Source organism: Stenotrophomonas sp. S4, from assembly GCF_054187805.2.
Window position 1 is genome coordinate 4,048,754 of record NZ_CM196188.1, and the last position, 24,113, is coordinate 4,072,866.

The following is a 24,113-nucleotide window of genomic DNA, read 5'->3' on the forward strand; positions in this document are numbered from 1 at the left end:
GGCTGCGCCCTGCACCTGCCGAATCGACGGCAACGTCAACGTCAAAAGCAAGCTGTCCGTGAGATGGCGGGGTGGGTCCGGTTGCGGGGGACGCCGTAAATACGTCCCTGTAGGCTCGGTCGCGCCTTGCTCGTGTGCGCTGTCCTGCGCACACGGCAAGACCGGGGTTGGGCGTCCTGCCCAACCCGCCCGAGGCATGCCTCGGGCCCATGGCGCTCACGTCCCCGCAACCGGACCCACCCCGCCTTCGACAGATTCCCGCGCCCGACGGTAGGTGTCGACCTTGGTCGACACATCCACGCCATGCACGGATGACGTGGCAACGATCGGAGAAGGCTTTTGTAGAGTCGAGCCATGCTCGACTGGCTGCATGGGGTCAGAGCCCTTTCCTGCGGAAAGGGATCCGACCCCGGCTTAGTGCTTACGACTTCTTGATGGCGTGGCCGCCGAATTCATTGCGCATCGCCGACAGCAGGCGATCGGTGAACGAATTCGATTCACGCGAACGCAGGCGTTCGAGCAGCGACAGCGTGATCACCGGCGCCGGCACGTCCAGCGCGATGGCTTCGGCGACGGTCCAGCGGCCTTCACCGGAGTCTTCCACGTACGGTGCGATGCCATCCAGCGAGGGATTGCGCTTGAGGGCTTCGGTGCTCAGGTCCAGCAGCCAGGAACGCACCACGCTGCCGTGGCGCCACACCTCGGCCACCTGCGCCAGGTCCAGCTCCATCTCCTGCTTGCGCTCCATCAGCGCGAAACCTTCGGCATAGGCCTGCATCATTCCGTACTCGATGCCGTTGTGGACCATCTTGGTGAAGTGGCCGGCGCCGGACGGGCCGACACGCGCCCAGCCGCGGTCTTCGGCCGGGGCCAGCGTGCGCAGCAGCGGTGCGATCTGCTCCACCACGGACGCTTCGCCACCGACCATCAGGCTGTAGCCTTCCTGCAGGCCCCACACGCCACCGCTGGTGCCGCAGTCGACGTAGCCCAGGTCGTCCTCGGACAGCGCCTTGGCGCGGCGGATCGAGTCCTGGTAGTTGGAGTTGCCGCCGTCGATGACGATGTCCCCCTCGGCCAGGTGTGGGGTCAGCTGGCCCAGCGTCTGGTCGACGGTTTCGCCGGCCGGCACCATCAGCCACACCACGCGCGGTACCGGCAGCGCGGCCACGGCGGCGGCCAGCGAATCAACCACCTCCAGGCCGGCCTCCGCGGCGCGCTGGCGGGCGCCTTCGCCCGGGTCGTAGCCGACCACGCGGTGGCCGCCGCGATGCAGGCGCTGGGCCATGTTGGCGCCCATGCGGCCGAGGCCGATCATTGCAATGTCCATTGTTTCACCTTCAGTTGGGGTCTAGGGTCAGGCTGCCTGGCCTGCCGGTAGCCGCGCAGTGGCGCAGCTGCGCCTCGCGCCAACGCCGGTAGAGCGTGGTATGCAGATTGTGCACCGCCAGGTCGATCGAAAACGGCGTGCGCGGATTACGATCGAGCAGGCGGGCGATGTGGTAGCCGATGGGACGTATACCGCGCGGATGCACATAGATCACGAACTGCTGGTAGAACGGATCGTCCAGCAGCTGGTCCATGCGTGCCAGCGTGTCGTGGTAGCGCGGCGCCAGCCGTGCGCGCAGGTGTGGATCGCGGTCGAACAGCAGGCGCTCGAAGTAGCGCTGGCCGATGCGCGGGATGTCCTGCGCCAGTTTCCACAGCTCGGCATTGCGCTGGTCGTACCAGGCCAGGCCGCCGTGCAGCTGCAACGCCTGCGCAGCACCCTCGCCCACCTCGACCACCACGAAGTTCTCGGCCTGGTTGCTCAGGTCGTCCAGCATGCCCTTGTCGTACACATGTTCGATGAAACCGGGCACGCCGACGAACGCCTGCCGCCCCATCGCCGACGTGCGCACCGCCTTGCCGTCGGCGAAGAAATCGCCAGCATGCGCGCCGAGCAGGATGCTGTCGGTATCGTGCAGCGCGAGGAAGGTGCCGATCGACAGTTCATCCGCTGCGAACTCCGTATCGAACGCGGTATCGCCATACAGCTCGCGCTGGGTGGCCAGCTGCGCGACCTGGCGGCCGACACCGCATTCGGCACGCACGCTACCGCTGTAGAACGCCTGCAGCGCATGGCTGTTGCCCGCACTGGGCACGAAGCCGCGACCAAAACTGCGCGTACGCTGCCAGCCTTGTGCCGGCGCGCCACCCAGACCAAAGCCGATCCAGCCCAGCTGCGGGCCGGAGAAACGGAACGTGGCATTGCCCTGCAATGCCGAGGTCGCGCGCCGCGTGGCCGCCCCCAGCTCGAAGGCATAGGCACAGACCGTGGCAGGGTCTTCCAGCAGCTGCTGCAGCAGTGCCTGTCGTTCGCCCGCAGGCAGATCCGTCGGCCAGCGTACGCGCAGATCACCCGCTGCCTGCGCCGCGGCGAGCGAGGCACGCGTACACACCGGCCCCTTGAGTACCTGCGGCGCACGGAGATCCGCGTCTTCGAAGCGCCACCCCAGCCGCTGCAGCAGGCCCTGCGCACAGTCCAGGGATGACGCCGTGGCGCCCCACGCTGGCACCAGCAGCAGGGCCATACCCAGCCACTTGCCGCGCACGCTCAGCCCTGGTCCGTGACCGCCGGTGCGGGCTCCGGCGCCGCTGCCGGCGATGGCGATGGCGATGGCGCAGATTTGCCCGCCGCAGCCGGCAGGTACTGCTCCAGGCGCTGGAAGAAGCGACGATAGAACTCGGCGTCGGTGACCGTGCTGCTGGCCACCTTCACCAGCGAGTCGTCGTTGCTGCCGAACGGCAGCGACACCGAGCCCAGCGCGCCCACACCGACACTGGCCGAAGTCGGGCTCTTCTTCAGCGCGTAGCGATCCTGCACTGCGCTGACGAACACCAGCGTCTGGCTGCCACGCGGGGCGCAGGAGATCCGTAGCACCAGCTGCTCATGGTCATCCTCGCGCGGCTGGAAATTCTTGTTGCCCTCCACCTGTGCATCATCGGAACGTGCGATGGCATAGCCCTGGCTGAGCAGGGTGCGGCGCGCCGCCTCGCAGGCGTCGCCCGGGCGCCCATCGACCGTGCGCGAGAAGGTATCGCCGGAATCGAAGGATTCGCGCAGCACGGTGCTGTCGGCGGCACGGCCCCCACAGGCCGAGAGGATCAGGGCGCTGGTAAGCGCCACGGCAGCGCTGGAAAGACGGGAGGCCCGCATGGGTACTCCTGCGAGAACGGAAGCACCAAGGGTAGTCCCGCCCCCGTGTGCGGCAGGTCGACATGCCCCCCCACGTTGCTCCCGGTTCATGCACGAAAAAGGGGACGGAGGGGATTAAGTCGTTTGTGGCAGTTCGCTCGCCGGGCATGGCCCGGCGCTACCGTGAACGAGGTCCCCAAACAGAAAGGGGCCGGCAATGCCGGCCCCTCGGGTATCACATGCCGTCTCCGGCTCAGTCCGCCCAACGCCCCGCGCCGGTGGACTGCGGCAGCACCTGTGCGGACAGCGGGCGGTCGTTGGCCAGCAGGTTCACCGCGTCGGCGAGGATCGAGGCCGACTCGCGCAGCAGCGGGTCCGGGCGCTTTTCCGCCGCCTTCTCGCGCGCGGCATCCTTCACGATGTCACGCTCGTTGCCGGTCAGGCCATCGTCGCTGCTGTCGTCGGCCAGCGGGTCCAGGGCCAGGCCCAGTTCCTTGCGCTGCACCTGGCGCTCCTTGCGCTGGGCGTCCTGGCGCTCGCGCTCGGCGCGACGGGTCGCTTCGTTCAACGAGATGTACTTCTTCGCCGCTTCAGTGCGGAACTGCTGCACGTCCTCGTTCCACCACTGGAATTCCTTGTCAGTGGCGATACGCGCGTCGTGACGGGTCTCCAGCTTCGGCAGCAGCGGCGCGAAGTTGCCGTACTGGGTGTGCGGCACGGCGGCGATGCGGGTCCACGGCAGCGCGTTGTCGTAGGTGCTTTCGCCGAATTCGGTGGCATCGACGCTGGCCGGGAAGGCCAGGTCCGGCACTACCCCCTTGTGCTGGGTGCTGCTGCCGCTGATGCGGAAGAACTGGGCGATGGTCAGCTTGACCTGGCCGAAGCGCTGGGTCTCGCCGCTCGGCCAACGGTCGAGGTCGACGATGTTCTGCACCGTGCCCTTGCCGAAGCTGGTTTCACCGATCACCAGGCCACGACCGTAGTCCTGGATGGCACCGGCGAAGATCTCCGAGGCCGAGGCCGAACCACGGTTGATCAGCACCGCCAGCGGGCCGTCCCACGCCACACCCTGGTTGCGGTCGCTGTTGACGGTGACGCGGCCACCGGACTCGCGCACCTGCACCACCGGGCCCTGCTCGATGAACAGGCCGGTCAGTTCGATCGCTTCATCCAGCGAACCACCGCCGTTGTTGCGCAGGTCCAGCACCACGCCGTCCAGCTTGTCGTTCTTGAAACCGGCCAGCAGCTTGGCCACGTCGCGGGTGGCCGAGGCATAGTCGGCGGCATTGCGGCGGCGGCCTTCGAAGTCCTGGTAGAAGGTCGGCAGCTTGATCACGCCGATCTTCCGTGCCGGCTCGCCGTTGGCGGCCGGAATGGTCATGGTCTCGCCCTTGGCGGCCTGTTCGGCCAGGCGCACCTTCTGCCGGGTCAGCACCAGGGTGTGGTGCTTGCCGTCGGCACCTTCGGCAGCTGGAATGAATTCCAGCTTGACCTGGGTGTCCTTGGCGCCGCGGATCTTGGCCACGACATCGTCGATGCGCCAGCCGATCACATCCTCGACCAGGCCGGACTTGCCCTGGCCAACGCCGACGATGCGGTCACCCGGCTTCAGCGTGCCGTCCACTGCGGCCGGACCGCCGGCGATGATCTCGCGGATCACCACCACATCGTCCTGGCGCTGCAGCTGCGCACCGATACCTTCCAGCGACAGCGACATCGCCTGGTTGAAGTTCTCGGCGGTGCGCGGGGTGAAGTAATCGGTGTGCGGATCAACCGCGCTGGTGTACGAGTTCATGAAGAACTGGAAGACGTCTTCGCCCTTCAGTTCGTTGACCGACTTCTCCAGCGTCGCGTAGCGCTTGTCCAGCGTCTTGCGGATGTCGTCCGGCTTCTTGCCGGCCAGCTTCAGGCGCAGCCAGTCGTTCTTCACCGACTTGCGCCACAGCTCATCCAGCTCGGCACTGCTGGCCGCCCACGGCACCTTCTTGCGGTCGTATTCGAAGCGCTCGTCGGTGGTGAAGTCCGGTTCCTGCTTGAGCAGCTTGCGCGCATAGGCCACGCGCTCGCCGACGCGCTGCTTGTAGACCGCGAACACCTGGAACGCCGGCTCCAGCTCGCCGCCACGGATGGCCGAGGAGATATTGGCTTCGAACGGCGCGAAGCGCGCCACGTCGGCCTGGGTGAAGTACTGCTTGCCGCCGTCCAGGGTCTCCAGATAGCGCTTGAACACGTCCTTGGAGGTGGCCTCGTCCAGCGCACGCGGGCGGTAGGCGTAACGGCTGTCGGACAACAGGCCGTACACCAGCTTGGAGGTGGTCACCTGATCGGCGGTGGCCGCCGCGGGCAATGCGGGCGAGTCGGCCTTGGCCGCCAGCGCCAGCGGCGCGACCAGCGCCAGGGCCATCAGGAATGCGGGGGCTTTGAATTTCATTGACGTGCTCGAAGGCGCCTTGCCAAGGGGGAGACTGCAGGGTGTTCAGACACCACGACAGTGCCGAAAGTTGCCGGGTTTGTCACCCGGCCGCGCTCGGTGGAAAACCAGCCTAGCGGGGCCGGTGTAGCAAATTGTGAATGCAGGCAAAGGCGTGCGGACCAACGGTCCGCACCCACCATGCTGGTGGTGGCACCCATTGGCAGCGCCGGGCCGTGGCCCGGCGGCAACCGCTTACCGGACGCCCGCGCCCTTGGCTTGCACGTCGGCGTGGTACGACGAGCGCACCATCGGGCCGGAGGCCACGTGGCTGAAGCCCAGCTCGTAGCCGTAGTCTTCCAGCGCCTTGTAGTCCTCGGGGGTCCAGTACTTCAGTACCGGGTGGTGGTGCGCGGTCGGCTGCAGGTACTGGCCGATGGTGATCATGTCCACGTCATGCGCGCGCAGGTCGCGCATGGTGGCCTTGATCTGTTCGAACTCTTCGCCCAGGCCCAGCATGATGCCGCTCTTGGTCGGCACGTCCGGGTGCTGCGCCTTGAAGTTCTTCAGCAGGTTCAGCGACCACTGGTAGTCCGCACCCGGGCGCACGTTGCGGTACAGGTCCGGCACGGTCTCGATGTTGTGGTTGAACACGTCCGGCGGGTTCTGCGCCAGGATCTCCAGCGCGCGCTCCATGCGGCCCTTGCCACGGAAGTCCGGGGTCAGCACTTCGATGCGGGTACCCGGCGACTTCGCGCGGATGGCGGTGATGCAGTCGACGAAGTGCTGGGCACCGCCATCGCGCAGGTCATCGCGGTCGACGCTGGTCACCACCACGTACTTCAGGCCCATGTCGGCCACGGTCTGGCCGAGGCTGGCCGGCTCGTTGGCATCCGGCGGCTTCGGGCGGCCGTGGGCCACGTCGCAGAACGAGCAGCGGCGGGTGCAGACCTCGCCGAGGATCATGAAGGTGGCGGTGCCATGGCCGAAGCACTCGTGGATGTTCGGGCAGCTGGCTTCCTCGCACACCGTCACGAGGCGGTTCTCGCGCAGCTTGGCCTTCAGGTTCTGCACGGCATTGCCCGAGGGAATGCGCACGCGGATCCAGGACGGCTTGCGCAGCACCGGCGCGTCGGCGAACTGCACCGGCGAACGGTTGATCTTGTCACCGCCCAGCTGCTTGACCCCGGCCTGCAACGGCGCGGCGGACGGAGAGTCGCCCTGCACGATCTGCAGGGGAATGGAACGGGCGGTGGTTTCAGTCATGGCAGTTCCGGGGGGCGGTCAGGCGGCCGCAGAAAGATCGGGCAGTTCCGGCGTGTGCTGCAGCAGCAGGCCGAACTGGCGGGCCAGGTGGTCCAGCAGCACCGGCTTGACGGCATCCATCCCGGAGGGGCCGCCCAAGTCTACCACCGAGGTCACCTGCAACCCTTGATAGCCACAGGGGTTGATGCGGTGGAAGGGTTCCAGGTCCATGGCCACGTTGAAGGCCAGGCCATGGAAGGTGCAGCCGCGGCGCACGCGGATGCCGAGCGCGGCGATCTTAGCGCCACCGACGTAGACGCCCGGGGCGCCCTCGCGGCGTTCGGCGCCGATGTTCCACTCGGCCAGGGTATCGATGAGCGCCTGCTCGATGCGGCACACGTAGTCGCGCACGCCGATGCCCAGCCGCGGCAGGCGCAGCAATGGATAGACCACGATCTGGCCGGGGCCGTGATAGGTCACCTGGCCGCCACGGTCCACGTGCAGCACGGGGATATCGCCCGGCGCCAGCACATGCTCATCCTTGCCGGCCTGGCCCAGGGTGAACACCGGATCGTGCTCGACTACCCACAGCTCGTCGGCGTCGGCGTCGCTGCGCTGGTCGGTGAAGCGCTGCATGGCGCGCCACACCGGTTCATAGGCCTGGCGGCCGAGGTCACGGACCACCGCCGGACGCGGCGCGCGGTCTTCCGGGGCGGCTTCGGCCGGGCAGCTGTCGGCTACAGCGTCCACTTCACTTCCGGGTGGTCGCGCAGTGCCTGGTGCGCCAGGTCGTACTGCTCGCGGCTCTCGGCCTTGAACACGATACGGACGGACACGTACTTGCCGTTGGACGAATGCTTCCAGCTGATGCGTTCGTTCACCACATCGATGCCGGCAGCCAGCAGCAGACGGGGAAGCTCATGCTCCAGGCCGCGGTTGGCCGGGCCCATGGCGCTGAGCTCGAACTGGCCGGGGAACTGGAAGCCGTGGTCGGGGTTGTCGGACTTGATTTCCATGGCCCCATTATCGGGCCGCAGGGCGACAAACCCAAGAGTATTCATCAACGTCAAAGACGGCACGGGCGGCCTGCTGCGTTGCAGACGGCCCCGGCGCCCGGGCCGAAGGCCCAACCGCAGCTGACTGCAATCCCCCGCTGCGGCCGGGCCACAGCACCCCCAGGGCGAGCTGCGGCGCCTGCGTGGAACGGTACCGGCGCCTGATCGGGTAACAAATTGTGTCCGTCGGACAATGTTGTTTTCGGAACAGACAAGTGATCCCAACGCGCTCGTTCCGACGCGCGGGCGCGAGTACCGTGGCGTTGCAGAAAACGACAGAAAACCGCCCCCTTCCCCATGAGCATTCCATCCATGCGTAGTGTCGCAGCCCTCGGGCTGGCCGGCCTGCTGGCCGCTACCCTTCCCCTTGCCGCCCAGGCGGCCGAACAGTGTGGCCCGGACGCCATGCGCGACCACCCGCCGCAGATCAATTTCCGCGTCGACAACGACCTGTTCGGTGGCCGCCACCAGGACCAGGGCTACACCAACGGCGCGCAGCTGACCCTGGTCTCGCCGAACCTGGTCGACTACACCGACGACCCCTGCCTGCCGCGCATGGCGCGCTGGGTGAACCAGTACCTGGAAGGGCTGCACCCCGGCAGGTTCGAACAGCAGAACATGATCTTCAGCATCGGCCAGGGCATCTTCACCCCGACCGACCCGGCCCGCCGCGATCTGATCAAGGATGACCGCCCGTATGCCGGCGTGCTGATCGCCAGCTTCGGCTTCAACGCGCGCAGCGGCGACCGCCTGCAGACCACCCAGCTGACGCTGGGCGTGGTCGGTCCGTGGGCTCAGGGCAAGCAGGTGCAGGACGCGGTGCACAACCTCCTGGGCGACAAGAAGTTCGAGGGCTGGGACAACCAGCTGCACAACGAACCGGTGTTCATGCTGACCCACGAGCGCATGCGCCGCTGGCCGGCCGATGCCAGCGTCAATGCCGGCGGCTGGGGCTGGGATGCGATCAGCCACTACGGTGGTGCGATCGGCAACCTGGAAACCAAGGCCAATGCCGGTGGCGAAGTGCGTTTCGGCTGGAAGCTGCCCGATGATTTCGGCAGCACACCGTTGCGTCCGGCCGGCGAGAACACGGCACCGACCCGTGGTGGTCGTCCCAACGGCTGGTCATGGCACCTGTTCGTGACCACCGACGCGGCGTGGATGATCCGCGACATCACCCTGGACGGCAACACGTTCCGCAGCAGCCACAGTGTGGACAAGCGCCACGTGGTGGCCCAGGGCGGCTACGGCATCGCGGTGATGCGTGGGCGCTGGAAATTCGCAGTCGCGCGTTACCACAGCACCCGCGAATTCGATGGCCAGCGCCAGTCGCCGGTGTTCGGCAGCTTCACCATCAGCCGCTCGCTGTAAGCGAGGGGCTGAGGTAGTGCCGGCCGCTGGCCGGCTGTTGGCACATCCGGATGGGTTCATGGGGTGCCGGCCAGCGGCCGGCACTACCCACATCCGGATGGGTTCATGGGGAGCCGGCCAGCGGCCGGCACTACCCCCATCCGGCAGGATTCATGCGCAAGCGGCATCCCGAAACAGAAAAGGCCGGCATTCGCCGGCCTTTCCGTTCACCACGCCGGGGCGTGGATCATTCCGATTCCCACCACATCCAGAAGCTGTCCCACAGGCGCTTGAAGAAGCCGGCCTGCTCGACGGCGGCCACGGCCACCAGCGGTGCCTCGGCGATGACCTTGCCATCCAGGGTGACCTTCACGGTGCCGATCTGCTGGCCGGCGGTGAACGGTGCTTCCAGGGTCTTGGGCACGTCGATGCTCGGCTTCAGGTCGTTGTAGCGGCCGCGCGGCACGCTCACCAGCATCGGCTGGGCCACGCCCAGCTGCACCTTGTCGGTGGTGCCCTTCCAGACCTTGTGCTCGGCCACGGCCTTGCCCGGTTCGTACAGGCGGTGGGTCTCGAAGAAGCGGAAGCCCCAGTTCAGCAGGGCCAGGCTGTCATCGGCACGCTGCTTCTCCGACGAACCACCCAGCACCACGGCGATCAGGCGCTGGTCGCCACGCTGGGCCGAGCTCATCAGGCAGTAGCCGGCTTCGGAAGTGTGGCCGGTCTTGATGCCGTCCACGCTGCCATCGCGCCACAACAGCAGGTTGCGGTTCGGCTGCTTGATGTTGCCGACCTGGAATTCCTTGATCTTGTTGTACGCGTAGGTTTCCGGGTAATCACGCACCATTGCGCGGCCCAGCAGCGCCAGGTCGTAGGCGGTGCTGTGGTGGCCCTGTGCGGTCAGGCCATGGGCGTTGACGAAGTGCGAGTCCTTCATGCCGATCTTGGCGGCGTAGCTGTTCATCAGCGACGCAAAGGCTTCTTCGCTGCCGGCCACGTGCTCGGCCAGGGCGATCGCGGCGTCATTGCCGGACTGGATCGCCATGCCCTTTTCCATGTCTTCCAGGCGTGCGGTCTGGTTGACCGGGAAGCCGCTGTAGCTGCCATCGGTGCCGGCGCCACCCTCGCGCCAGGCGCGCTCGCTCATCATCACCTGGTCATCCGCACGGACCTTGCCGTTCTTGACCTCGGCGGCGATCACGTAGGACGTCATCACCTTGGTGATGCTGGCCGGGGCCAGCTGCTCGTGGATGTTCTCGCCAGCCAGCACCTGGCCGGTGGCGTAATCCATCAGGACCCAGGCCTTGGACACGCTCGGCGCCGGGGCCGGCGGAGTGGCGACGGTGGCCGGGGCAGCAGCGGCGGCGGCAGGCGCCGGCGTGGCCGGGGTCGGCAGCGGCGTCTGGGCGGAAGCCAGGCCCACCACCAGGGTGGCGGCCAGGGCGGTGGCGGCGGAACGGAAATTCATTGGACAGCAGGCTCCAGGGGACGGCCGGGAATGGAGGGTGGAACGTAACGGCCATTGTAAGGCCGGGGGAGCATGGGCCGGCAGCACCGGCCCGGGCGGATCAATCCTTGACGATCTGCGGCGAACCCAGGCCCAGACCGGCGATGCGGCCGACAAGTTCCGCAGCACTGGCATGGTCGTTGGCGGGAACGCGCAGGCGGAACAGCGTGCGGCCACCGGCGGCGATGTCGCTGATGGTCGCACCGACGATGCCGGCGGCATTGAGCTGGCCCATCGCGCGGTTGGCGTTGTCTCGGCTGGAGAAGCTGGCGACCTGCACCATCACCGCGCCCACCACCTGCTGCGACAGGCTGGGTGCCGCCGGCGTAGCGGCGACGGTGCGCACCGGTGCCGGCGCGACGGCGCGCGGCGCAGCGCTGGCGACTGCAACCGGTGCCGGTGCAGTGCTGCGCACCAGCGGCGCACTCGGCGGCAGGCTGCTGACCGCCACATCTGGCACGGTGCTGGCCACACCCTGGGTGGTAGCCGGCTGGCCACGCGCCGGCATGCCATCGGCCGGCAGACCCTTGACCAGGCGATCGATATCGCTGTCGGCGGTTGCGCGCGCGGTCGGTGCCGGGCGCGCACTGGCCACCGCGGCTGCCGCTTCGGCGGCACGACGCTCGCGGCGCGACGGCTTCTGCGCCAGCAGGTTGCTCTCGCCCGGCTGCAGCGCGCGCACTTCGACGTTGCCGGTGCCGCGCTGGGTGATGCCCAGGCGCACCGCGGCGGCATAACTGAGATCGACCACGCGGCCATCGTGGAACGGGCCGCGATCGTTGACGCGCACGATCACCGACTCGCCGTTGTCGAGGTTGGTCACGCGGGCGAAGCTGGGCAGCGGCAGCGTCTTGTGCGCGGCGGTGAACTGGTACATGTCGTAGACCTCGCGGTTGGAGGTCAGGCGACCATGGAACTTGGCGCCGTAGTACGACGCGGTGCCGCGCTCGACATAGTCATGGGTATCGTCGAGCACCTTGTACGACTTGCCCAGCACCACGTACGGCGACTTGTTGCCGATCGCCGAGCGCTCCTCGGCGGTCACTTCCGGCTCGGGAATGCAGGCCACGTTGGGAATGTAATCCGGCGTGCTGTCGCGCACGCCCGGCTTGTACAGGCCACCGGCGGTGTAGTTGCCGCGGGTACTCAGGTCTTCCTTGGCCGCCGCGTACGGCGACCCTTCCGGACAGTGTGCCGGGCGCGAGCCGCGCCCCTGCACCAGGGTGCCACCCGACTTGCCACCATGGCCGGCCGTGGCCGGCTTCTTCGGCGCGCTGCTGCAGGCAGCCAACGCGAGGACAATCAAGCCTGGGACCAGCCATCTGATGTTCATGCCGGGGGCAGCTCCTGTCCGGCGATGGCCTGGGACAACTGGAACACGGCCATCGCGTACATCTTCGAGAGGTTGTAGCGGGTGATCGCGTAGTAGTTCTGGAAGCCCAGCCAGTACTGCTTGCCGGTGCTGCCTTCAAGCGTGATCGGGGTGGCGGTGGCGCCCGGCTGCACCGACGCGCTCGGCTGGTAGCCGCGCTGCGCCAGGTCGGCCATCGACCAGGTCGGCATCCATTCGGTCGGATTGAACTCCTCGCGTCCCGGCGCCAGCGTGGCCGGCACGGCCACCTGTCCGCCACGCACCCAGCCGCCCTTCTTCACGAAGTAGTTGGCGATGGACGAGAACACGTCGTCGTAGCTGGTGAACAGGTCGCGGCGGCCATCACCGTTTCCGTCCACGGCGTAATCCAGATAGCTGGACGGCATGAACTGGCCCATGCCCATCGCGCCGGCATAGCTGCCCTTGAGCGTGGTGATGTCCAGGTTCTCTTCGCGGCCCAGCTCGAACAGCTTGGCCAGCTCATCGCGGAAGAACAGCTCGCGGCGCACTTCGCGTTCCAGCTTGGCCGGGTCGCCGCTGCGCGGGTAATAGAACGCCAGCGTGTACAGCGCATCGAGCACGCGATGGCTGCCAGCATTCTTGCCGTAGCTGGTTTCCACGCCGATGATCGCCACGATCACTTCGGCCGGCACGCCGGTGCGCTGCTGCACGCGATCCAGTTCGGCACGGTGCTGGGCCAGGAACGCGCGGCCGCCATCGATGCGCGCCTTGCTGATGAACATCGGCCGGTATTCGTTCCACGGCTTCACCCGCTCGGCCGGGCGCGACATCGCGGCGATGATCGGCTGGCGCACCTGCGCCTGGTCGAGCACGCTGCTGATCTGCTCCGGCTTCAGGCCATAGCGCTTGGCGGTATCGGCAATGAAGCGGGCCCGCGCGACCTCGAACGGCACCGGAGTCAGATCGACCGGCGGCGCGGTGGCAGCGGTGGCTTCGGGCGCAGCCTCGGCCGGGCCATGGGCCTTGGCGGCGGGTTGGCGCGGCGTACTGCTGGCCTGGGGCGAAGACGGTGGGGACTTCGGCTGGGTCGCACAGGCGACCAGGCCGAGGGTGAGCATGCAGGCCAGAGTGCGTCGAATCATCGTCGCAGGTTAGCAGGTCATGGATGAATTAAAACCCCTAACACCATGAATCACAACGATTTGCCCGTGTTCAGCGGGAAATGTGAAGACGTCGTGATCACCCTGCCCCATTCAGATAGAGGTTGCCGGTTGCGTCCCCATCCCCGCAGACGCAACCGGCGACCGGATCCGGTCGGTACCTGCGCGGCTGCCGCTCCCCAGTGGCAGTACCCCGCGCTCCCTGTACCCGTTGGATCAGTACTGCTTCCCGCCCGACGCCCCCTCGCGCTGCATCGATTGACGGCGCGCCGTGCCGAACGGGCCGCCATTGTGCAGGCCGATTACGACAAGTCCATTGATCAAGATCAACGCGCTGTAAAAGTGTGAACCAGCTAACATTTTTTCTGGAAATTGGTCAGAGCGCGTGCTGCTGTGCGTCGTTGTGAGAACGATTCCACAACGGGCATTGCGCAGAGTCAGGAAGTTTCCAGCCAACGGCGCAGCCCCTCGTGGGTGGAATTGGTCGCTGAAAGCCGGATTGCTGAGGGCTGGCCGGGTAGATGGGCTGCGCAGGGGCGTGAGCCGCATGGATGCGGCGACCGAGCTTACATGGACGTACTTGCAGCGTCCCCTGCGCAGCCCATCTACCCGGCCCCACCCATGAACTGCTTTGCGCGACCACCCACGAGGGGCTGCGCCGTTGGCTGGAAACCCTATCCCCCGTGCACGGGCCGGTGCCCGCGTACCGCCATCACCAACCCGATGCCGGCCAGCAACGAGACCGCCGACGTCCCGCCGTAGCTGATCAGCGGCATCGGAATGCCCACCACCGGCAGCAGGCCGGAGATCATTCCACCGTTCACCAGCACGTAGACGAAGAACGCCAGCCCCAGGCTGCCGGCCAGCAACCGCGCATGCGTATCGCGCGCGTGCACTGCAATCCACAGGCAACGCCCGACCACGAACAGGTACAGCGCAAACAGCGTCGCCACGCCGATCCAGCCGAACTCCTCGGCCAGCACCGAAAACGCGAAGTCGGTGGTGTACTCGGGCAGGAAATCCAGCGTGGCCTGGGTGCCCTGCCCCCAGCCACGCCCCTCCCAGCCACCGGAACCGATCGCGATGCGCGACTGCAGGATGTTCCAGCCGGTGCCGAGCGGGTCTGCCGCCGGGTCGAGGAAAGTCAGCACGCGATCCTTCTGGTACTGCCGCAACAGACCGAACCAGGCCAGGGGTGCAGCCACCGCCAGCCCTGCCGCACCCGTCGCCACCCAGCCCCAGTGCAGTCCAGCCAGCAACAACGCAAACACGCCGCTGGCGGTGACCAAGGTGGCGGTGCCGAGATTGGGCTGCATCAGGATCAATACCGCCGGCACGCCGATCAGCACTGCGGCGGTCAGTACCGTGCGCGGCGACGGCGGCAGCGGTTGCCGGTGCAGGTACCACGCCATCATCAACGGCAGGCTCAGCTTGAGCAGCTCGGACGGCTGCAGGTAGAACACGCCCAGGTTGAGCCAGCGCTGCCCGTACTTGCCGGTGCCGATCACGTACACCGCCATCAGCGGCAACATCGACAGCGCATACAACGCCGGTGTCCATGCACGCAGGCGCAGCAGCGACACGCGCGACAGCAGCCACATGGCCAGCAGCCCACCGGCAAAGCGCGCTGCCTGGCCACCCACCGGCCCGGACACGCTGTGCAGCACCGCCAGGCCCGCGCCCATCAGGATCAACAAGGCAGCCAGCAACGGCAGATCGATGGTGCGCACCACCTCACGGCAGCCGCCAAGCAGTCGTTTCCATTCCACGCTGGCCACGGTAGCAACGGGCGCTTGCGTGAAGCTGTCAGGACGCCCCTGCTCTCCGTAGCCGAGCTCTGGGGTCAGATCCCTTTTCCTGTGGGAAAAGGGATCTGACCCCGACGCCGGACTCAACCGTAGCCGCCATGCACCGGATTGTGGCTGCGCACCGCCATCACCAGGCCGAAACCGGCCAGCAGCGAGACCGCCGAGGTACCACCGTAGCTGATCAGCGGCATCGGCACGCCGACCACCGGCAGCAGCCCGGAAATCATCCCGCCATTCACCAGCACATAGACGAAGAACGCCAGGCCGGTGGCGCCGGCCAGCAGGCGTGAATAGGAATCGCGCGACTGGCTGGCGATCCACAGGCAGCGCCCGATCACCACCAGGTACAGCGCCAGCACGGTGGCCACGCCGATCCAGCCGAACTCCTCGCTCAGCACCGAGAACGCGAAGTCGGTGGTCTGTTCGGGAATGAAGTTCAGGTGCGACTGCGAGCCCTCGCCCCAGCCCTTGCCATCGAAGCCGCCGGAACCGATCGCGATCTTCGACTGGATGATGTTCCAGCCGGCACCCAGTGCATCCATCTCCGGGTCGAGGAACATCATGATGCGGTCCTTCTGGTACGGCCGCAGCAACCAGAACCAGGCCACCGGCGCGACCGCGGCCACGCCACCCACGCCCAGGCCGACCCACCACCACGGCAGGCCCGCCAGCAGCAGTACGAACACGCCGCTGGCGGCAATCAGCACGCCGGTACCGAAGTCCGGCTGCAGCATCACCAGGCCGGTGGGCACGCCGATGATGACCAGCGCGGTCAGCACGGTGCTGAAGCGCGGCGGCAGCGGCATCTTGTGCAGGTACCACGCCACCATCATCGGCAGGCTGACCTTCAGCAGTTCGGCCGGCTGCAGGTAGAAGAACTTCAGGTCCAGCCACTGCCGGCCATATTTACCGGTGCCCAGCACGAACACCGCCAGCAACGGGATCATCGAGATCGCGTAGATCATCGGCGTGGCCGAGCGGATGCGCAGGATCGGCACCCGCGAGATGCCCCACAGTGCGGCCATGCCCACCGCGAAACGCGCGCCCTGCGCCATCACCAGGCTGTCGCCACCGGCACTCTTCAAGGTCGCCAGGCCGATCACCATCAGCGCGCCCAGGGCCAGGCACAGCACCCAGTCCAGCGTGCTGAAGAAGCGGCGCAGCATGTCGCCGGCCCAGCGCAGGAACACTCTCATCGTGCTGGCTCCGCAGGGGTCGGGCGCGGCGTGGCAGGCAGCGCGGCGGCGGCCGGCGTACCCGGCTGCGGTGCGGGTGCAGGTTCCGGCGCAGGCACGCCGACCAGCACCGGATGTTCTCCCAGCTGCGCCGCGGCGAGGTCGCCAGCCTGGCGCGCGCCGGCGTCTTCGTTGTCGAACGCGGTGGCGCCGATGGCGGTGGTGCCGCGCTCGCTGTCCAGCGGCTGCATGCCTTCGGGCATCTTGCCCAGCAGGTAGGCGTCGAACACCTTGCGGGCGATCGGCGCGGCCGCCGAACCACCGTAGCCACCGCCTTCCACGGCCACCGCGATCGCGATGACCGGATTGTCCGCCGGCGCGAAGCCGACGAACAGCGCGCGGTGGCGCAGGTGCATCGGCAAGCTCTTCGGATTCACGGCGGCGGTGCCCTTGCGGCTGATGACCTGCGCGGTACCGGTCTTGCCGGCCATCACGTACGGCGCACCCACCGCCACGCGCCAGCCACTGCCGCCGGGCCGCATGGTCGCCATCATGCCCTCGCGCACGGCCTGCACGTTGTTGGGGTTGGGGCTGACCGGCTTGCTCTCGCCAGCCGGCATCGCCGACCAGTCGCTGTCGAAACCGTCGCGCTGCTGGATCACCAGGTGCGGGGTGCGCAGCTGGCCGTCAGCCAGTGCGCTGACGCCGCGCGCCAGCTGCAGCGGGGTGACCTTCCAGTCGCCCTGGCCGATGCTGATGTTGACCGTATCGCCGGGGTACCAGGCTTCCTTGCGGCTCTTCCGCTTGTAGGCCGGCGACGGCAGGATGCCGCCGATCTCGCCGGTGAGGTCGATGCCGGTCGGCTGGCCGAAGCCGTAGTACTCCATGTAATGGTCGAAGCGCTCGATGCCCAGATCCAGCGCCAGCTTGTAGTAATAGGTGTTGACCGATTCGGCGATGGACTTGCGCAGGTCTGTCCAGCCGTGGCCGCCACGGTGGGCGTCACCCCAGCCGCGCGAGGTGCCCGGCAGGTAGAACATGCCGGTGGACAGCACCTTGTCTTCCGGGCGGCGCACGCCCGAATCGAGGCCGGCCAGGCCGATCAGCGGCTTCAGCGTGGAACCGGGGGCGACGCCACCGAGCACCAGGCGGTTGAACTGCGGCCGCGACGGGTTTTCGTTCAGCGCCTTGAAGTCGGCATGCGAGATGCCGTTGACGAACAGGTTGGGGTCGTAGGATGGCAGGCTGACCATCGCCAGCACTTCGCCGGTGCGCGGGTCCATCGCCACCGCCGAACCTTCCTGGTCGCCGAAGGCAGCCACCATGGCGCGCTGCAGGTCGGCGTCGATCGACAGCCGCAGGTCGGCGCCGGACTGCGCGGCGACGCGGCCGATGGTGCGGATCGCACGCCCCTGCACGTTGGTCTCGACCTGTTCGTAGCCGACCTTGCCGCGCAGCTGCTGCTCGTAATAGCGCTCCAGGCCGGACTTGCCGATGTGGGTCAGCGCAGCGTTGCCTTCGCCGAGGATCTCCAGGTCCTTGTCATCGACGCGGCCGACGTAGCCGATGATGTGCGCGAACAGATCGCCGTAGGGATAGCGGCGGGTCAGGTAGGGCTCCAGCTCGACGCCGGGGAAGCGCCAGCGGTCGACCGCGAAGCGCGCCATCTCCTCGTCGCTCATGCGCAGCTTCAGCGTGACCGGCAGGAACTTGCGGCGCGCCTTGCGCGACTTGTTGAACGCTTCCAGCTCTTCCGGGCTGATGTTGATGATCTTCGCCAACCCTTCCAGGGTGGCGTCCATGTCCTTGACCTTGTCCGGCGTCACGTCCAGGCGGAACGCCGGCACGTTCTCGGCCAGCAGGCGGCCGTTGCGGTCGTAGATCATGCCGCGCCCGGGCACCACCGGCCGCGGCTTGATGCGGTTGGCTTCCGAGCGCGTGGCGTAGACGTCGTGGTCCAGCACCTGCAGCTTGAAGTACCAGCCCCCCAGGCCCAGCAGGCAGACCAGCACGCCCAGGAAGCCCAGCGCCGCACGGCGGCGGAACTGTTCGGCTTCGGCGTGCGGGTTCTTGACCTGGCGGCGCGGGATCATGGCTCAGCGCCCGCGCTTGCCGAAGCGCACCGCGTCCAGCAGCACGAACACCAGCGGCCACAGGCCCATGCCCAGCAGCGGTGCCCACCAGTACGACCACGGCAGGGTCGGCTCATCCACCACGATGTGGACCAGCGCGCTGACGATGCGGTCGTTGAACAGCAGGCCGCCGATGGCCAGCATCTGCTGCGACATCGGGAAGAAGCGGATGCGGGCGCGGAAGCGCTGCAGGATGAAGGCCAGCATCACCAGCCGCAGCGCCTGTTCGCCCAGCACGCCGCCGTACAGCAGGTCGGCGACCACGCCGCTGGCGAAGGCGATGCCCAGGCCGACACGCTCGGGCGCCTCGATGACCCAGTACGCCAGCACCAGCGCCAGCCAGTACGGGCGTAGCGGCTGCAGCAGCGCCGGCAACGGCAGCAGGCCCAGCAGCAGCGCCACCACCAGGCTGGCCGGCAGCACCCACGGGTTGTCTCGCAGACGGCTCATCGCTGGGCCTCCGGCGTGGTCGGTTGCCGGCCAGCGGCCGGCACTACCGTGGAGCTGGCCGGGGGAGAGCCCCCCTCTTGTTGAGGGGGGCGCGCCGACGGCGCGGGGGTAAGGGAGGATGCGGGGACAACCGGCTTCGTCGAAGACGGAGCCGGTTGCCGGCCAGCGGCCGGCACTACCCGGGCCGACCCAGCATCGGGTGGAGAGCCCCCTTGTTGTTCAAGGGGGCGCGCCGAAGGCGGGGGGGCAAGGGAGGATGCGGGGGCAGCATTCCTCGTCACAGACGAGGATTGCTGCCGGCCAGCGGCCGGCACTACCGGAGCAGCAGGATCAAGCGAGGAGGCCGGGACCACCGTCGGCGTCGCAGACGGAGCCGGTGACCGGCCCACGGCCGGTGCAGGCGTTGCCGGGACGGGTGCCGGCGCGGTGGCGGCCGGTGTGGTTGCCGCAGGCACGGCTCCCGCCGGCGCGGCAGCGGCGCTGGCCGGGCCGCCCGGCGCGGTGGCTTCCAGTTGCAGGCGCAGTTCCGGCGGAATCCGGATCGCCGCGCCCGGGCGCAGCAACAGCACGTCGCGGCCGCGGTCGAGCTGGGCCGCCGGCTTCAGTTCGCCGACCAGGAAGGCATGGGTATCGTCCGGGCGCAGGCCGGTGATGGTGCCGACCGGGAAGCCGGCCGGGAAGCGCCCGCCGAGGCCGGAGGTGACGATCTCATCGCCCACTTCCACGCCGGCGCTGAGCGGAATGTCGCGCAGCTCCAGCTTGTCGCCGCGGCCGTAGACGATCAGGCGCACGCCGTTGCGGGCCACGGTGACCGGCACCGCGTGGTCGGGGTCGGTCAGCAGCAGCACGGTGGAGGTGCCGCCGGTGACGCTGATCACCTGCCCCATCAAGCCGCCGGCGTCGATCACCGCCTGGCCGACATGCACGCCCTCGCGGGTGCCGGCATCAAGCACCAGCCGCTGCTTCACCGGGTCCAGGTCGATGTCCAGGATCGGCGCCAGCTGCACGTCCAGGCCACTGCGCTCGGCCACGTTCAGCAGTTCGCGCAGCTGGGCGTTGTCCAGCGCGGCGGTCTGCAGGCGGGTCAGGCGCGCGTTGGCCAGCAGCAGCTGGTTGCGCAGTTCGCGGTTCTCGGTCACCAGCTGGGTGTGGCTGGCGGCGGAATCCTTGACCTGGTTGCCGAGCTTGCCGGGCAGGCCAGCCAGCGCCCATACCGGTTGCACCAGGCTGTTGGCCTGCTCGCGCAGGCGCGCCAGCCAGCCGGCCTGGTCGTCGAGCACGATCAGGGTGATGGCCAATGCGAGGTAAGCCAGCAACCTCAGGGGGCTGGCGGCATCACCGGATCGGGAGGCAACGGGAGGACCGGCGTAGGGCGGCACGGCAACGATTCAACTGGCAGAAGGCGGAAGGGAAACACGCGGGCGCCCCGCCGGTGCCGGCCCGCCATCGCGGCGGGCCGCACCCCGGAAGGGCGCGGCGGGCAGGAACGGCCGGGACGGCTTATTCCGGCGCAAAGAACTCGTTGCCGTGCATGTCCACCAGCTCCAGCGCACGGCCGCCACCGCGGGCCACGCAGGTCAGCGGATCGTCGGCCACCTGCACGTGCAGGCCGGTTTCCTCGGAGATCAGGCGGTCCAGGTCGCGCAGCAGAGCGCCACCACCGGTCAGCACGATGCCGCGCTCGGCGACGTCGGCGCACAGTTCCGGCGGGGTCTGCTCCAGCGCCAGCTTGACCGCGCTGACGATGCCCGACAGCGGCTCGTGCAGGGCTTCAAGCACCTCGTTGGAGCTGATCTTGATCATCTTCGGCACGCCCTCGGCGAGGTTGCGGCCGGAGATTTCCATCTCGATCACTTCCGCCTGCGGGTAGGCGCAGCCCAGCTCGACCTTGATGCGCTCGGCGGTGGCTTCACCGATCAGCATGCCGTGGTTGCGGCGCACGTAGTTGGTGATCGACTCGTCGAAGCGGTCGCCGCCGATGCGGACCGAGGCCGAATAGACGATGCCGTTGAGCGAGATCACCGCCACTTCGGTGGTGCCGCCGCCGATGTCGATGACCATCGAGCCACGGGCTTCGGTGACCGGCATGCCGGCACCGATCGCGGCGGCCATCGGCTCTTCGATCAGGAACACGTCACGGGCACCGGCTTCCTCGGCCGATTCCTTGATCGCGCGGCGCTCGACCTGGGTCGAGCCGGCCGGCACGCAGACCAGCACGCGCGGGCTCGGGCGCAGCACGCGCGACTTGTGCACCTTCTTGATGAAGTGCTTGAGCATCGCCTCGGTGTAGGTGAAGTCGGCGATGACGCCGTCCTTCATCGGGCGGATGGTGGTGATGTGGCCCGGGGTACGGCCCAGCATCTGCTTGGCTTCGGCGCCCACGGCTGCCACCGAGCGGGTGCCACCGATGGCACGGTCCTGGCGCACGGCCACGACCGACGGCTCGTTCAGCACGATCCCCTGCCCGCGCACGTAGATGAGGGTGTTAGCCGTGCCCAGGTCGATGGACAGGTCGTTGGAGAACATGCCACGGAGTTTCTTGAACATCTGAGGAAGGAGTCCTGAGGGGTGTCGTGCCCGCCGCGGGATGGCGAAAAAATGGGCAGAATTCGAGGCCGACAAGCCTAGCAACCCGCCTGCCGCCGAGCAAGGAAAAAACTAGCTGAACCCGCGTCTTCACAGGCTTTCGGCCTGATCGGGTCTCACCCGGTTCTGGCCCTGAGCGGCACCAGCGGGTAACCTTTGCGCCGTCGGGCGCCCAAGGGCGCCGTTTGCTTGCCCGCTGAACCGGGCCGGCCCACCCCAAAATTCACCGCATAGGCTTACATCGATGTCCGCTCTGATCTGTGGTTCTCTTGCCTTCGACACCATCATGGTGTTCCCGGACCAGTTCAAGAATCACATCCTGCCGGACAAGGTGCACATCCTGAACGTGTCCTTCCTGGTGCCGCGCATGCGCCGCGAGTTCGGCGGCTGCGCCGGCAACATCGCCTACAACCTGCACCTGCTGGGCGGCCAGCCGATCCCGATGGGCACCGTGGGTTCGGACTTCGGCCCGTACCGCGAATACTTCGACGGCCTGGGCATCGACCTGTCGCGCGTGCGCGTGATCGATGAGCTGTTCACCCCGCAGGCGTTCATCACCACCGATCACGACAACAACCAGATCACCGCCTTCCACCCGGGCGCGATGATGCGTTCCTACGAGAACCACGTGCGTGGCGTGCCGGGCGTGACCCTGGGCCTGGTCGGCCCGGACGGCCGCGAAGGCATGATCCAGAACGCGCAGGAATTCCACGAAGACGGCATTCCGTTCATCTTCGACCCGGGCCAGGCCATGCCGCTGTTCAACGGCCCGGAGCTGCGCGCCTTCATCGAGCAGGCCGACTACGTGGTGGTCAACGACTACGAGTCGAACCTGCTGCAGGAACGCACCGGCTGGGACGAGAAGGAGATCGTCAGCCGGGTGAAGGCCTACATCACCACCCGCGGCCCGAAGGGCGCGGTCATCCACACCCCGGAAAAGAGCTACGACATCCCGCCGGCACACGAGCGCCGTGTGGTCGACCCGACCGGCTGTGGCGACGCCTTCCGCGCCGGCCTGATCTACGGCATCCAGAAGGGCTACGACTGGCTGACCATCGGCCGCATGGGCAACCTGATGGGCGCGCTGAAGGTCGAGCACCCGGGCACGCAGAACCAGCGCTTCACCTTTGATGAGTTCAACGAGCAGTTCAAGCAGCAATTTGGCTACGCGCTTAGTGCGTAACCAGATTGCTCGCGCATTCCACCTTATCCCCGCGCCTTCGGCGCGCCCCCTTGAACAACAAGGGGGCTTTCCACCCGATGCGCTATCGGGAATGCTGTTGGTAGGTGTCGACCCTGGTCGACACTGTCGGCCAGCGGCCGGCACTACCCCTTCTGCTGCCAGGCGGCCAACAGGTCGCGGCAATCGGCGAAATGCCAGTCGGCACGGCCCGGCCACGGATTTTCCGGCAGGTTGACCAGCACGGTGTGGGTGCCCGCGGCGCGGCCACACTCGAGGTCGTAGGCGTGGTCACCGACCATCACCGCCTCCGACGCTGCGATGCCCCAATGCCGCAGGTGCTGCTGCAGCCCATCCGGTGAGGGCTTGGGCACGGCTTCATCGCGGCCGATGATGTCGGCATCGTCGAACAGTTCCCCAACCCCGATCGCGTCCAGCGTCAGCTTCGCCAGCGCATGATCGTTGCGGGTCAGGATGCCCAGCCGGCAACCGTCGGCTGCCAGCGCACGCAGCAGCTTCACCGCACCCGGCGCCGGCAGTGCGTCCTCGGCCAGCGCGCGTTCGTGATCCAGCAGCCACTCACGCTTGGCCTGGGCCGGTGCATCCGGCAGCGCTGCGATATGGTCGAGGATGTCTTCCTCCGCGGCAATCTGCAGCGCGCGGCGGATCGCGGCGAAATCATGCACGGCCACCGTCAGCGTGCCGTCCATGTCGAACACCCAGTGCCGGATCGCGGACAACGCGTGCACTGCGCTGCCCGTCGCGATCATCACTGCCACCACTGCGGCATGCGGCTGGCGTCGACACCGCCGGTTTCGAACACGGCCGTGCGCGTGCCGCCAGCCTTGACCGGGAACTCGATGCTGATCGACTTGCCCTTGCGCGCCAGCTTCCACAGCGCCTTCTGGTCGGTGATGAACAGGGCAATGGCTTCATCGGTCTTCGGCCGCCACGCCGCCATGGAAATCGGCTTGCCGTCGTCCACGGTCACCTTCACCGTGCACTGCGGGCAGCGGAAATCGCCGGCCTGCAGCACCAGGTAGGCATGCCGCTTCCACTCCGGATGATCGCGGAACACCAGCTGCACCGGCTTGGCGCCGCTGCCATCCACGTCCACTCGTTCCTTGCTGTAGATCTGCGCCGAAACCTGGTTGCCCTTGCTGCCTACCGGGATCTGGTTGTACTGCCACAGCGCCTGCATGCGGCGCAGGTCGCGCGCGGCATCGCCCTTGGCCTTGACCTCGTCGAAGCCTGCGGCGATGCGCTCGGCGGCGGCGGTGTCCTTGTACTGGTCCAGCAGCGAGGCGCCATGCAGGCGCGCGCGTTCCCAGTCCTGCGCGGCCACGGCCATGTCGTACTGCTTGGCCACGTCTTCGGCCTTGGCCTCCTTCTGCGCCTGCACGGCGGCCGCGGCGGCTTCCTGCGCCTTGCGCTCTTCCTCGGGGTTGCTGCAGGCGGCCAGGGCCAGGGCACAGGCGGTGAGCAGGATCAGTCGTTTCATGGCGGAGGTCCTTGGTGTTTTCGCATTCTTGTAGAGTCGAGCCATG

20 protein-coding genes are annotated in these 24,113 nt (G+C 67.7%); 2 read left to right on the forward strand and 18 right to left on the reverse strand.

The window, feature by feature from the left end:
• Nucleotides 1–421 precede the first annotated feature (421 nt).
• From gnd to ACUZUJ_RS18855, 7 genes are all read right to left on the reverse strand, one after another.
• Nucleotides 422–1,327 (reverse strand): phosphogluconate dehydrogenase (NAD(+)-dependent, decarboxylating), encoded by a 906-nt coding sequence (gene gnd / locus ACUZUJ_RS18825; protein WP_049442839.1) that lies wholly within the window; start codon nucleotides 1,325–1,327, stop codon nucleotides 422–424.
• A gap of 10 nt (nucleotides 1,328–1,337) precedes the next feature.
• Entirely contained in the window at nucleotides 1,338–2,570 is a 1,233-nt protein-coding gene (locus ACUZUJ_RS18830; RefSeq protein WP_182474397.1) for a hypothetical protein, read from the reverse strand.
• A 23-nt stretch (nucleotides 2,571–2,593) separates the two neighbouring features.
• Nucleotides 2,594–3,196 carry a DUF2242 domain-containing protein gene (locus ACUZUJ_RS18835; protein WP_458220892.1) on the reverse strand — a complete coding sequence of 201 codons (603 nt, stop codon included), beginning with the start codon at nucleotides 3,194–3,196 and terminating at the stop codon, nucleotides 2,594–2,596.
• A gap of 232 nt (nucleotides 3,197–3,428) precedes the next feature.
• Entirely contained in the window at nucleotides 3,429–5,606 is a 2,178-nt protein-coding gene (locus ACUZUJ_RS18840) for a carboxy terminal-processing peptidase (protein ID WP_049442837.1), read from the reverse strand.
• A 234-nt stretch (nucleotides 5,607–5,840) separates the two neighbouring features.
• A complete protein-coding gene (gene lipA, locus ACUZUJ_RS18845) occupies nucleotides 5,841–6,851 on the reverse strand; it encodes a lipoyl synthase (RefSeq protein ID WP_049442836.1) in 1,011 nt (336 codons plus the stop codon).
• An 18-nt stretch (nucleotides 6,852–6,869) separates the two neighbouring features.
• Complete coding sequence (gene lipB, locus ACUZUJ_RS18850; protein ID WP_014038512.1) at nucleotides 6,870–7,580, reverse strand: lipoyl(octanoyl) transferase LipB; 711 nt, start codon at nucleotides 7,578–7,580, stop codon at nucleotides 6,870–6,872.
• Entirely contained in the window at nucleotides 7,568–7,846 is a 279-nt protein-coding gene (locus tag ACUZUJ_RS18855) for a YbeD family protein (protein ID WP_005411067.1), read from the reverse strand. Before ACUZUJ_RS18855 ends, lipB begins: the two co-directional genes overlap by 13 nt.
• Before the next feature lie 351 nt (nucleotides 7,847–8,197).
• Here ACUZUJ_RS18855 and ACUZUJ_RS18860 point away from each other — a divergent pair, with 351 nt between their 5' ends.
• Nucleotides 8,198–9,256, forward strand: coding sequence for a lipid A deacylase LpxR family protein (locus ACUZUJ_RS18860; RefSeq protein WP_197622230.1), 1,059 nt, complete (start codon nucleotides 8,198–8,200; stop codon nucleotides 9,254–9,256).
• 226 nt (nucleotides 9,257–9,482) lie between these two features.
• Here the strand turns inward: ACUZUJ_RS18860 and ACUZUJ_RS18865 are convergent, their stop codons facing one another.
• The 9 genes from ACUZUJ_RS18865 to ACUZUJ_RS18905 form a co-directional block, all read right to left on the reverse strand.
• On the reverse strand, nucleotides 9,483–10,703 hold the full coding sequence (locus tag ACUZUJ_RS18865; protein WP_101766093.1) for a D-alanyl-D-alanine carboxypeptidase family protein: 1,221 nt from the start codon (nucleotides 10,701–10,703) through the stop codon (nucleotides 9,483–9,485).
• Nucleotides 10,704–10,803: 100 nt separating this feature from the next.
• The gene (locus tag ACUZUJ_RS18870) at nucleotides 10,804–12,075 is read right to left on the reverse strand and encodes a septal ring lytic transglycosylase RlpA family protein (protein ID WP_049443676.1); all 1,272 of its coding nucleotides are present in this window, start codon (nucleotides 12,073–12,075) and stop codon (nucleotides 10,804–10,806) included.
• Nucleotides 12,072–13,217, reverse strand: coding sequence for a lytic murein transglycosylase B (mltB, locus tag ACUZUJ_RS18875; protein WP_101766094.1), 1,146 nt, complete (start codon nucleotides 13,215–13,217; stop codon nucleotides 12,072–12,074). Before mltB ends, ACUZUJ_RS18870 begins: the two co-directional genes overlap by 4 nt.
• Before the next feature lie 692 nt (nucleotides 13,218–13,909).
• The gene (gene rodA / locus ACUZUJ_RS18880; protein WP_170871752.1) at nucleotides 13,910–15,004 is read right to left on the reverse strand and encodes a rod shape-determining protein RodA; all 1,095 of its coding nucleotides are present in this window, start codon (nucleotides 15,002–15,004) and stop codon (nucleotides 13,910–13,912) included.
• Between the two features lie 122 nt (nucleotides 15,005–15,126).
• Nucleotides 15,127–16,239, reverse strand: a complete 1,113-nt coding sequence (gene rodA, locus ACUZUJ_RS18885; protein WP_049443682.1) for a rod shape-determining protein RodA — start codon at nucleotides 16,237–16,239, stop codon at nucleotides 15,127–15,129.
• Nucleotides 16,236–18,311: a penicillin-binding protein 2 gene (gene mrdA, locus ACUZUJ_RS18890; protein ID WP_049443684.1), complete on the reverse strand. Its 2,076-nt coding sequence runs from the start codon at nucleotides 18,309–18,311 to the stop codon at nucleotides 16,236–16,238. The genes rodA (ACUZUJ_RS18885) and mrdA overlap by 4 nt, the downstream gene beginning before the upstream one ends.
• Before the next feature lie 3 nt (nucleotides 18,312–18,314).
• Nucleotides 18,315–18,800: a rod shape-determining protein MreD gene (mreD, locus tag ACUZUJ_RS18895; protein WP_005419400.1), complete on the reverse strand. Its 486-nt coding sequence runs from the start codon at nucleotides 18,798–18,800 to the stop codon at nucleotides 18,315–18,317.
• The gene (gene mreC / locus ACUZUJ_RS18900; RefSeq protein WP_458220891.1) at nucleotides 18,797–20,179 is read right to left on the reverse strand and encodes a rod shape-determining protein MreC; all 1,383 of its coding nucleotides are present in this window, start codon (nucleotides 20,177–20,179) and stop codon (nucleotides 18,797–18,799) included. The genes mreD and mreC overlap by 4 nt, the downstream gene beginning before the upstream one ends.
• Nucleotides 20,180–20,300: 121 nt before the next feature.
• The gene (locus ACUZUJ_RS18905; protein WP_005419402.1) at nucleotides 20,301–21,347 is read right to left on the reverse strand and encodes a rod shape-determining protein; all 1,047 of its coding nucleotides are present in this window, start codon (nucleotides 21,345–21,347) and stop codon (nucleotides 20,301–20,303) included.
• A 283-nt stretch (nucleotides 21,348–21,630) separates the two neighbouring features.
• Between ACUZUJ_RS18905 and ACUZUJ_RS18910 the strand changes: the two genes are divergently transcribed.
• Nucleotides 21,631–22,569, forward strand: coding sequence for a carbohydrate kinase family protein (locus tag ACUZUJ_RS18910; protein WP_049443686.1), 939 nt, complete (start codon nucleotides 21,631–21,633; stop codon nucleotides 22,567–22,569).
• 143 nt (nucleotides 22,570–22,712) lie between these two features.
• On the opposite strand, the gene ACUZUJ_RS18915 is transcribed toward ACUZUJ_RS18910, so the two are convergent.
• Together ACUZUJ_RS18915 and ACUZUJ_RS18920 are read right to left on the reverse strand one after the other, a co-directional pair.
• Entirely contained in the window at nucleotides 22,713–23,336 is a 624-nt protein-coding gene (locus tag ACUZUJ_RS18915) for an HAD family hydrolase (protein ID WP_049443688.1), read from the reverse strand.
• On the reverse strand, nucleotides 23,336–24,067 hold the full coding sequence (locus ACUZUJ_RS18920; RefSeq protein ID WP_049443690.1) for a hypothetical protein: 732 nt from the start codon (nucleotides 24,065–24,067) through the stop codon (nucleotides 23,336–23,338). Before ACUZUJ_RS18920 ends, ACUZUJ_RS18915 begins: the two co-directional genes overlap by 1 nt.
• Nucleotides 24,068–24,113 lie beyond the last annotated feature (46 nt).